Annotated in this window: 8 protein-coding genes; 7 read left to right on the forward strand and 1 reads right to left on the reverse strand. The window is 68.5% G+C overall.

Translation table 11 applies throughout. The features are described from left to right. Positions 1 to 13 precede the first annotated feature (13 nt). Positions 14 to 1,450, reverse strand: a complete 1,437-nt coding sequence (locus NP4_RS11675; RefSeq protein ID WP_067996350.1) for a DUF349 domain-containing protein — start codon at positions 1,448 to 1,450, stop codon at positions 14 to 16. A gap of 305 nt (positions 1,451 to 1,755) precedes the next feature. Between NP4_RS11675 and NP4_RS11680 the strand changes: the two genes are divergently transcribed. The 7 genes from NP4_RS11680 to NP4_RS11710 all read left to right on the forward strand — a co-directional run bounded on the left by NP4_RS11680 (position 1,756) and on the right by NP4_RS11710 (position 9,296). Continuing rightward, positions 1,756 to 2,511, forward strand: a complete 756-nt coding sequence (locus tag NP4_RS11680; RefSeq protein WP_067996352.1) for a class III extradiol ring-cleavage dioxygenase family protein — start codon at positions 1,756 to 1,758, stop codon at positions 2,509 to 2,511. After that, the gene (gene miaA / locus NP4_RS11685) at positions 2,508 to 3,446 is read left to right on the forward strand and encodes a tRNA (adenosine(37)-N6)-dimethylallyltransferase MiaA (RefSeq protein ID WP_067996355.1); all 939 of its coding nucleotides are present in this window, start codon (positions 2,508 to 2,510) and stop codon (positions 3,444 to 3,446) included. Before NP4_RS11680 ends, miaA begins: the two co-directional genes overlap by 4 nt. After that, positions 3,443 to 4,267: a TrmH family RNA methyltransferase gene (locus tag NP4_RS11690; protein ID WP_067996357.1), complete on the forward strand. Its 825-nt coding sequence runs from the start codon at positions 3,443 to 3,445 to the stop codon at positions 4,265 to 4,267. The genes miaA and NP4_RS11690 overlap by 4 nt, the downstream gene beginning before the upstream one ends. 73 nt (positions 4,268 to 4,340) lie before the next feature. Next, positions 4,341 to 5,222, forward strand: coding sequence for a diaminopimelate epimerase (dapF, locus tag NP4_RS11695; protein ID WP_067996832.1), 882 nt, complete (start codon positions 4,341 to 4,343; stop codon positions 5,220 to 5,222). Between the two features lie 353 nt (positions 5,223 to 5,575). Beyond that, positions 5,576 to 7,069 (forward strand): GTPase HflX, encoded by a 1,494-nt coding sequence (gene hflX / locus NP4_RS11700; protein ID WP_067996361.1) that lies wholly within the window; start codon positions 5,576 to 5,578, stop codon positions 7,067 to 7,069. A 129-nt stretch (positions 7,070 to 7,198) separates the two neighbouring features. Continuing rightward, positions 7,199 to 8,005 carry a lysophospholipid acyltransferase family protein gene (locus tag NP4_RS11705; RefSeq protein ID WP_067996367.1) on the forward strand — a complete coding sequence of 269 codons (807 nt, stop codon included), beginning with the start codon at positions 7,199 to 7,201 and terminating at the stop codon, positions 8,003 to 8,005. Positions 8,006 to 8,150: 145 nt separating this feature from the next. Continuing rightward, positions 8,151 to 9,296, forward strand: coding sequence for an acyl-CoA dehydrogenase family protein (locus NP4_RS11710; RefSeq protein ID WP_067996368.1), 1,146 nt, complete (start codon positions 8,151 to 8,153; stop codon positions 9,294 to 9,296). The last annotated feature ends 204 nt before the right edge of the window (positions 9,297 to 9,500 follow it).

The following is a 9,500-nucleotide window of genomic DNA, read 5'->3' on the forward strand; positions in this document are numbered from 1 at the left end:
GGGAGCCCTTCGCTCAGCGCTGGCTGACCGCGCCCTCGGCGGCCTCGGCCCATTCGCGCCACTGCTTGGCCTGTTCGAGGGCCTTTTCGGCATCGCGGGTGCGGCCCGCGGCCTGGGCCTTGGCGGCCTGCTCCTCGAATTGCGCCACGCGCTCGCGGAACTGGGCCGCGCGGGCCATGGCCTCCGGATCGGTGCGCCGCCACTGGGCGTCGACCGCCTCGCGAACGCGCTTCTCGATCGAACGCAACCGGCCCTCGAGTTCCTGCAGGCGTTCGCGGGGTACCTTGCCGAGGGCGTCCCACTTTTCCTGCAGTTCGCGCAGCGCGCTACGCGCGGAGTCCAGATCCGAACCCGGGTCGATGCGATCCTCGTAGGCGCGCAACAGATCTTCCTTGGCCGAGGCGTTGTGCTCGAATTCGGCGTCCCGCTCCGAGGCCGCGGCATTGCGGGCCGCGAAGAAGACGTCCTGGGCGCTCTTGAAGCGACGCCACAGCTGTTCATCGGCCTCGCGCGGGGCGCGACCGGCGGCCTTCCACTCGGTCAGCATGTCGCGGAAGATCGAGGCGGTGCCGATCCAGTCGGTGGAGGTGGACAGCTCCTCCGCGCGCACACACAACTCCTCCTTGCGGCCCTTGGCGGCCGCGCGCTCGCGGTCCAGTTCCGCGAAATGCGCGCCGCGGCGGCGGTTGAACGATTCGCGGGCCTTGGAGAAGCGTCGCCACAGCGCGTCGTCGACCTTGCGGTCCACCCCGCGAATGGTCTTCCACTCGTCGAGGATTTCGCGCAGCCGATCGCCCGCGGACTTCCACTGGGTGGATTCGCTGGCGATCTGCTCGGCCTCCGCGCAGAGCAGTTCCTTGCGCTCGGTCTGCTCGTGGCGGGTGCGCTCCTTCTCCTCCTTGGCGTGCGCCGCGGCCTCGTCGGAATGTTCGATGATGGCCTGCAGCCGCTTCGCCAGACCCTCGACGTCGCCGATGACCGCGGCGGTCGGCAGCGATTCGGCGAGGGCGGTCGCGGTGGTCTTGGTCTTGCGGGCGTCGGTGCCCGCCGCGAGGCGCGCCTCGAGCAGGGCGACCTCGGTGGCCAGATCGTCGAAGCGACGGCCGAAGTGGGCCAGGCCCTCGGCGGCGTCGCCGGCCTGCCAAGACCCGACGACGCGCTCGCCCTCGGCGGTCTTGACCCAGGCCGTGCCGTCCTCGTCGACGCGACCCCATTTGCTGGGATCGCTCACCGTCGGCACGACCACCGGATGCGGATGTTCCTGCGCCGGACCCGGAACAGGTTTGACCGCATGCGGTTTGGGGGATTCCGGCTTGCGGGACCCGGGTTTCGGGGTTCCGGGCTTACGGGCGTCGGCGGGCGTGGGCGGTGTCGCGGCGGAGTTGCTGGACCGCTGTGCCGTGCCGGTCTCCGGGTGGGTAGCTTTCTCGGTTCCGCTGTTCTCGGTCATCGCTCCTCGTCCCTGCCGCGCGTCACGGCTGCCTGGTTACGCCCTAGCTCATCCCATTCAACCAGCCAAGAGGCAGATTTGCCGTGTCTTGTTGGCGTTGGCGCTGCGGCCCGGGTTGCTGTGAGGTGCGAATAGGGGTGGGAAGTGCGGTGTTGGAGGTTGCGGGATCGGCGGCGAACGGGCTGGTCCCGCCCCCGGCCGAAGCGGGCCGCGGCCTGCGGAAACTGATCGGTCGACCAGCTCGGGCCCTTATCCGGGCGACGTTTGCCGAACTGTTACCAACCCTGCCAGCTACGGTTGAGCATGTGTTCCGTCTCGCCGCGCTGATCCCCTCGCCGCCCATTCTGGTTCCCGAACTGTGTGGTGGGCAGCCGCTGGCCGATTCGGAACATCTCGCGGCGCGGGTTCCCGCATTGCGCGAGGCCGTGCTGTCGGCCGGTCGGACCCTGGCCGAGGCCGCCGGGCGCTGGATCATCGTGGGCACGGGCGCGCGGGCGGAGGCGCTCGGACCGGAGGCGGTGGGCACGTTCCGCGGCTTCGGGGCCGATGTGCGCGTGGGATTGTCGCGGGCCGGGCTGGGTGGTCCGGCGGAAGACCCCATGCTGGCCCTGCCCGCCCTGATCGGCGGCTGGCTGCGCGGACAGGTCGCCCCGACGGCCGTGGCCGAGGCGCGCATCGTGGAAGTCGACGCGCCCGCTCAGCGCTGTATCGAACTGGGGGCGAAGCTGCGCGCGGAATTGGACGCGCGCGAGGAGGACTGCGGGGTCCTGGTCGTCGCCGACGGCGCGGCCACGCTGTCGGTCAAGGCCCCGGGATATCTGGATTCGCGCGCGGAAGCGGTGCAGCAGGGCATCGATCGGGCCCTCGCGGCCGGTGATCGGCGGGCGCTGACGGATTTGGATATCGGGCTGTGCGGCGAGCTCGAGGTGTCGGGCCGGGCGGCGTTCCAGGTGCTCGCGGGCCTTTTCGACGATATCCCGCGGGTCGAGACGCGGTATGCGGCCGCGCCTTTCGGCGTCGGCTATCAGGTGAGCGTGTGGCGGGCGGGTGATGCGGTATGAGGACACCCGTCGCGGTCATCGGGCCGACCGCCACCGGAAAGTCCGATCTGGCCCTGGAATTGGCGCAGCGGCTGGACGGCGAAATCGTCAATATCGATGCCATGCAGCTGTATCGCGGGATGGATATCGGTACCGCGAAGCTGCCGCTCGCCGAGCGTCGCGGCATACCGCATCATCAGCTCGACGTCCTCGAGGTCACCGAGACCGCGACGGTCGCGAGCTATCAGAGTTCGGCTCGCGCCGATGTCGAGGGGATCTTGGCGCGCGGGCGGGTGCCGGTCATCGTCGGCGGCTCGATGATGTATGTCCAAGCGCTGCTGGATGATTGGGACTTTCCTGCGACCGATCCGCTGGTGCGCGCGAAATGGGAGGCGCTGCTCGAGCAGGGTGGGGTCGAGGCCGTACACGCCGCGCTGCGGGCGGCCGATCCGGTGGCCGCCGACACCATCCTGCCCACCGACGGCCGTCGCATGGTCCGCGCGCTCGAGGTCGTCGAACTGACCGGTCGCCCGTTCGCCGCCTCACAGCCGAGTATCGGCGAACCGCGCTGGGGCGCACTGGTTCTGGGGGTGGATCGCGAAACCGCCGAACTGGACGCCCGGATCGAGGCGCGCACCGCGAAGATGTTCGAACAGGGGCTGGTCGAGGAGGTGCGCGGCCTGCTCGCACACGGCCTGCGCGCGGGCCAGACCGCGCGCCGCGCGATCGGTTACGCACAAGTCCTGGCCTACCTGGACAACGAATACGACCTGAGACATGCGCAGGAGCGCACCCTCATCGGCACCCGCCGCTATGTGCGACGCCAGCGATCGTGGTTTCGGCGCGACCCGCGGGTGCGATGGCTCGACGGAGCCGATCCGCGACTGGTGGATTCGGCGCTCGAGCTGGTGCGCGCCCATGCGACCGGTGACGATCAGGAGCGAGTCCCACAGTGACGACCCGTAACGCCGCGGTCGGTGAGTGGCAGGCCTACCTCACCAATCGCGCCAAGCGCCATCGCGACGGCCGCTTCCTCGTACACGGCCGCGCGGCGCTGACCGCGGCCGTGCGGGGACAGTGGCCGCTGGAAACCCTGCTGTATCGGGTGGGCACACCGGAACTGCCCGCGTGGGCGCGCGAACTGCTCGACCGCAGCGACGCGCCGAATACCGGCCTGGTGCCGGAGCTTATGACCGAACTGGCCGATTCGGTAACGGGCACACCGGATCTGGTGGCGGTGGCCAAACTGCGCACGCCGAGCCTGGACGAATTCACCCCCGGCGCGCCGGGCGACCGGCATCCACCGGTCGTCGTGGTGATCGAACAGCCCACCTCCCCGCTGCGGCTGGGCAGCGTGATCCGCTCCGCCCACGGATTCGGGGCCGCGGCCGTCGTGATCAGCGGCACCGGGGCCGACCACTTCGACCCGCGCTGCGTGCGGGCCTCGGAGGGTGCGCTGTTCGGCATTCCGGTGTTCCGGGTATCCGGCGCGAGTCCCGTGCACGACTTCTGCGACAGGCAGGCGGGTCGCGATATCGCGACCTGGATCGTGGGCGTCGTCCCCGGCCGCGCGGACCCCGGGATCCGGGCGGTGTACGAACAGGACTTCCGGGATGCGACGATCGTGGTGATCGGCGACGAGGCCGAGGATCTGGGCCCGGCGTGGCGGGAGAGCTGCGACGAACTGGTCTCGATCCCGGTCGAGGGCGCGATCGCCGCGCCCTGTGCGGCCTCGATCGCCCTGTACGAAATCTTCCGGCAGCGCCGGACAGGGTAGCCGCAGGGGCCGGGAACCCGCGACGCCGGAGGCGGCGCAAGACAGCACAGCGGTAGGAGATATGAACTCAGACATCGAATTCACCAAGGGCCACGGGACGCAGAACGATTTCGTCGTGCTGCCGGATCTCGACGTCGCGCTCGAGTTGAGCGCGGATCGGGTCGCGGCGCTGTGTGATCGGCAGCGCGGGATCGGGGCCGACGGGGTGCTGCGGGTGGCGCGGGCCGGTGCGCTGCGCGCGGCCGGGGTGCTCGAGTCGCTGCCGGAGGGCGTGGCCGAGGATGACTGGTTCATGGACTACCGCAATGCCGACGGTTCCATCGCCGAGATGTGCGGTAACGGGACGCGGGTGTTCGCCCACTATGTGGTGGCCACCGGGCTGGACAAGCGGGACGAATTCGTGGTGGGCAGCCGGGCGGGGGCCCGTCCGGTCACCGTGCACGGCCACGACGAGGTCGTCGGGGATGTGACCGTCGCGATGGGTCCGGTGCGGACGCTCGGCGATTCCACCGCGACCGTCGGCGGACGGGCCCTGCCGGGTCTGGGTATCGATGTCGGCAATCCGCATCTGGCCTGCGTGGATCCCGAGTTGACCGCCGCGGCGCTGGCCGCCCTCGATCTGACCGTTCCGCCCGGCTTCGATCCGAAGCTGTTCCCGCAGGGCGTCAATATCGAGATCCTCACCGCCCTCGACGACGCCCGCTCGGTGGATATGCGCGTCTACGAGCGCGGCGTGGGCGAAACCCGTTCGTGCGGAACGGGAACCGTGGCCGCGGCCGCCGCCGCCCTCACCCGCGACGGCTTCGATCTCGCGGGTGATTCCGGCGAGGTCCGGGTGCGGGTGCCGGGCGGGGAGGTGACCGTGGGGATCGACCATGGCCGGGCGACCCTGCGCGGGCCGTCGGTGCTCGTGGCGACAGGTCGTCTCGCGGGCGCCTGGTGGGCGAGTCTGTAGTTCCCCAGTTCCTCTGCTTTCCGGCGTGCCCCGGTCTCTGCTTTCCGGCGTGCCCCGGTCTCTGCTTTCCGGCGTGCCCCGGTCTCTGCTTTCCGGCGTGCCCCGGTCTCTGTTTCCCGGCGTGCCCCGGTCTCTGTTTCCCGGCGTGCCCCGGTCTCTGTTTCCCGGCGTGCCCCGGTCTCTGTTTCCCGGCGTGCCCCGGTCTCTGTTTCCCGGCGTGCCCCGGTCTCTGTTTCCCGGCGTGCCCCGCCCTCTGTTTCCCGGCATGTCAGCCCTCCGTTTCCCGGCACGTTCTTCGCCGGGGAAATAAGTCGGATGCGCCCTGTCGTTGAGTCGTGGGACCATGGAGGCGTATGAGGAAATCAGAGACGTACGAGTTCACGCCCATCGAGGAGCTCGACAACGAGCAGGACGGTAACGGCTGGGCGCCGGAACCGACCGTCGGCGAGCTGCAGCTCGACGAGCGCAGCGCACTGCGCCGCGTCGCCGGGCTGTCGACCGAACTCACCGATATCACCGAGGTCGAATACCGCCAGCTGCGCCTCGAGCGCGTCGTACTGGTCGGGGTATGGACCGAGGGCAATGCGGCGCGCGCCGAGGCCGATATGGCCGAACTCGCCGCACTGGCCGAGACCGCGGGCTCGCAGGTGCTGGACGCGTTGATCCAGCGCCGCGACAAGCCGGATCCGGCCACCTACATCGGTTCCGGTAAGGCCGACGAGTTGCGTGCCGTCGTGCTCGACACCGGCGCCGATACCGTGATCTGCGATGGTGAACTGACCCCCGCGCAGCTGACCGCGCTGGAGAAGGTCGTCAAGGTCAAGGTCATCGACCGCACCGCGCTGATCCTGGACATCTTCGCCCAGCACGCCACCTCCCGCGAGGGCAAGGCGCAGGTCTCGCTGGCCCAGATGGAGTACATGCTGCCGCGCCTGCGCGGCTGGGGTGAGTCGATGTCGCGGCAGGCCGGTGGTCGCGCCGGCGGCAGCGGCGGCGGCGTGGGTCTGCGCGGTCCGGGTGAGACCAAGATCGAAACCGATCGCCGCCGCATTCGCGAGCGGATGGCCAAGCTGCGCCGCGAGATCCGTGAGATGAAGACCGCGCGCGACACCAAGCGCGGCCGCCGCGACGCCAGTGGCATTCCGGCCGTGGCGATCGTCGGCTACACCAACGCCGGGAAATCCAGCCTGATGAACGCGCTCACCGGCGCGGGCATTCTGGTACAGGACGCGCTGTTCGCGACCCTGGATCCGACCACCCGCCGAGCCGCCCTCGAGGACGGCCGCGAGGTCGTGTTCACCGATACCGTCGGCTTCGTGCGACATCTGCCCACCCAGCTGGTCGAGGCGTTCCGGTCCACCCTCGAGGAGGTCACCGGCGCGGATCTGCTGCTGCATGTGGTGGACGGCTCGGATCCGATGCCCGATCTGCAGATCAAGGCCGTGCGCGAGGTGATCGCCGACGTGCTGCGCGAATCCGAGGCGACCGCGCCGCCGGAACTGCTGGTGGTCAACAAGATCGACGCGCTGGACGCGACCGATCTGGCGCATCTGCGGGCCCAGTTGCCCAATGCGGTCTTCGTCTCGGCGCGCACGGGCCGCGGTCTCGGGGAGCTGCGCGATCGACTCGGCGATATCCTCGGCAAACTGGATGTCGAGGTCAGTGTGCTGCTGCCCTATTCGCGCGGCGATCTGCTCGCCCGGGTGCATTCCGACGGCCGGATCCTCGAGTCCAGCCACGAGGAGGGTGGCACCCTGGTGCGCGCGAAGGTGCCGCACGCATTGGTCGGGGCGTTGACTCCGTACGCGTTCGCGAGTACCAACGGCGCTGCGAGCCAACCGGGCTGACGGTTTCGTATTCTGTGCCTGCCTGCCGTTTTCGTTACCATGGCGTTATTGAAAACGAATGCAGGGAGGGTGCTTTTGTCCGGAAACGATTCCCCGGCAACACGACTCAGCGACGGTGCGCCGTTGCACATGTCGTGGAGTGAGGTCGATCGGCTGATCGCCGACGCGCTGACCGCACCCGTGCGGGCTTGGACCAGTCCGCGCTTCTATGGACTGGACAACATCCCCGACGACGGCCCGGTGCTGCTGGTCGGCAATCACACCCTGCTCGGCGGGGTGGACGCGCCGCTGCTGGTGCACGAAATCCTGCTCCGCCGTGGACGTCTGGTGCGCGGCCTGGCGGAGAACGTGTTGATGCGGCTGCCTCCGGTGCGCGATCTGGTGCATCGGATGGGCAGCGTGCGCGGCAATCGCGGCAACTGCCGCACGCTGCTGGCCAACGGTGAGGCGGTGATCGTCTTTCCGGGCGGCGGCCGGGAAGCCATGCGCCGCAAGGGGGAGAAGTACGTCCTCAAGTGGGAGGGACGCACCGGCTTCGCGCGCATGGCGATCGAATCGGGCGCGCCGATCCTGCCGGTGGCCATGATCGGCGCGGACGATGTGTTCGATGTGGTCTTCGACGGCGACCATCCGGTCATGTGGCCGCTGCGCCGGACCGTGGAGGCGCTGGGCATCCGCCGTGAACTCACCCCGCCGCTGATGCGCGGGCTCGGGCCGACCTGGATTCCGCGTCCGGAACGGTTCTACTACTCGGTCGGCTCGCCGATCGAGACCACGCCGTGGTCGGAGGCCGACGATGTGGACGCGGCCGCGGCCGAACTGCAGGCGGTCGTGCGCAAGGCGCTCGAGGAGGAGTTGAAGTTCCTGCTCGACGAGCGCGAGCGCGACTCCGGGCGCACGCTGTGGGGGCGGGTGCGCGGCGCGGTCGGCGTTTGAGGTTTACCGCCGTTCAGGTCGCCAACGATGTCGATCTGACCCTCACCTTCAAAGGTGAGGGCATTTTTATGCCGTCCGAAGTGAACGACGATTCGACTTCCGGGTACCGTAGTGGCCAAGCCGATGTTGTCACTGGGAGGTTGGCGTGGAGCGCACTCTTTTCGAGCCCGAGCATGAGCTGTTTCGGGAATCGTTTCGCAAGTTTCTCGATCAGCACGTCGCATCCCGGCACGCGCAGTGGGAAGAACAGGGCATCGTCGATCGCGAGGTCTGGCTGGAGGCCGGTAAGCAGGGTTTCCTCGGTATGGCGGTGCCGGAGGAATTCGGCGGCGGGGGCGTGAAGGACTTCCGCTACAACGCGATCGTCACCGAGGAGGTGACCAAGGCGCAGTACTCCGGACTGGGTTTCGGACTGCACAACGATGTCATCGCGCCCTATCTGCTCGAGCTGGCCAATGAGGAGCAGAAGCGACGCTGGCTGCCTCCGTTCTGTTCCGGCGAGCTGATCACCGCCATCGCGATGACCGAACCCGGCACCGGTTCGGATCTGCAAGGCATCAAGACCCGCGCGGTCAAGGACGGCGACGACTGGATCCTCAACGGCGCCAAGACCTTCATCACCAACGGCATCAACTCCGATATCGTGATCGTGGTCGCGCAGACCGACCCCGAGAAGGGCGCGCTGGGCTTCTCGCTGCTGGTGGTCGAACGCGGCATGCCCGGTTTCGAACGCGGCCGCAATCTCGACAAGATCGGGCTCAAGGCCCAGGACACCGCCGAGCTGAGCTTCACCGACGTCCGGGTGCCCGGTAAGAATCTGCTCGGTACCGAGGGCCAGGGCTTCATCCACCTGATGCAGAACCTCCCGCAGGAGCGACTGTCGATCGCGGTGATGGCCGTCGCCGCCATGGAGGGCTGCCTGGAGACCACGATCCAATACGTCCGCGACCGCAAGGCATTCGGCAAACCCATTGGCGCCCAGCAGAACACGCGCTTCGTACTCGCCGAACTGGCCACCAAGACCACCGCGGTCCGAGTCTTCGTCGACCGCTGCATCGAATTACTCAACCAGGAAAAGCTCACCGCCGAGGAAGCCGCCATGGCCAAGTGGTGGAGCACCGAGGAACAACTCGACCTGATCACCAAATGCCTGCAACTGCACGGCGGCTACGGCTACATGCGCGAATACCCGATCGCCAAGGCGTACATGGACGCTCGCGTACAAACCATCTACGGCGGGACGACCGAGATCATGAAGGAGATCATCGGGCGTTCGCTGAAACTGTCCTGATCAGAGGCGGTTTCGGCGCCTAGGAGGCGGCCGCTGTCCCGTCTGTGTCCCGTCTCAGGTCTGAAACTCGTTCGTTTCCAAGTGCTCCCCGCACGCGCGGGGATGAGCACTTTTTCGCCAGGCTCGAGTTCGAGACCGAGCTGGGCTCCAACAGTGGTCCGAACTGCAGAGGGTTCGTCGGTGGCATGCGCTAGCGTCTGCCTC

The organism is Nocardia pseudobrasiliensis NBRC 108224 (assembly GCF_001613105.1).
Classification (GTDB): domain Bacteria; phylum Actinomycetota; class Actinomycetes; order Mycobacteriales; family Mycobacteriaceae; genus Nocardia; species Nocardia pseudobrasiliensis.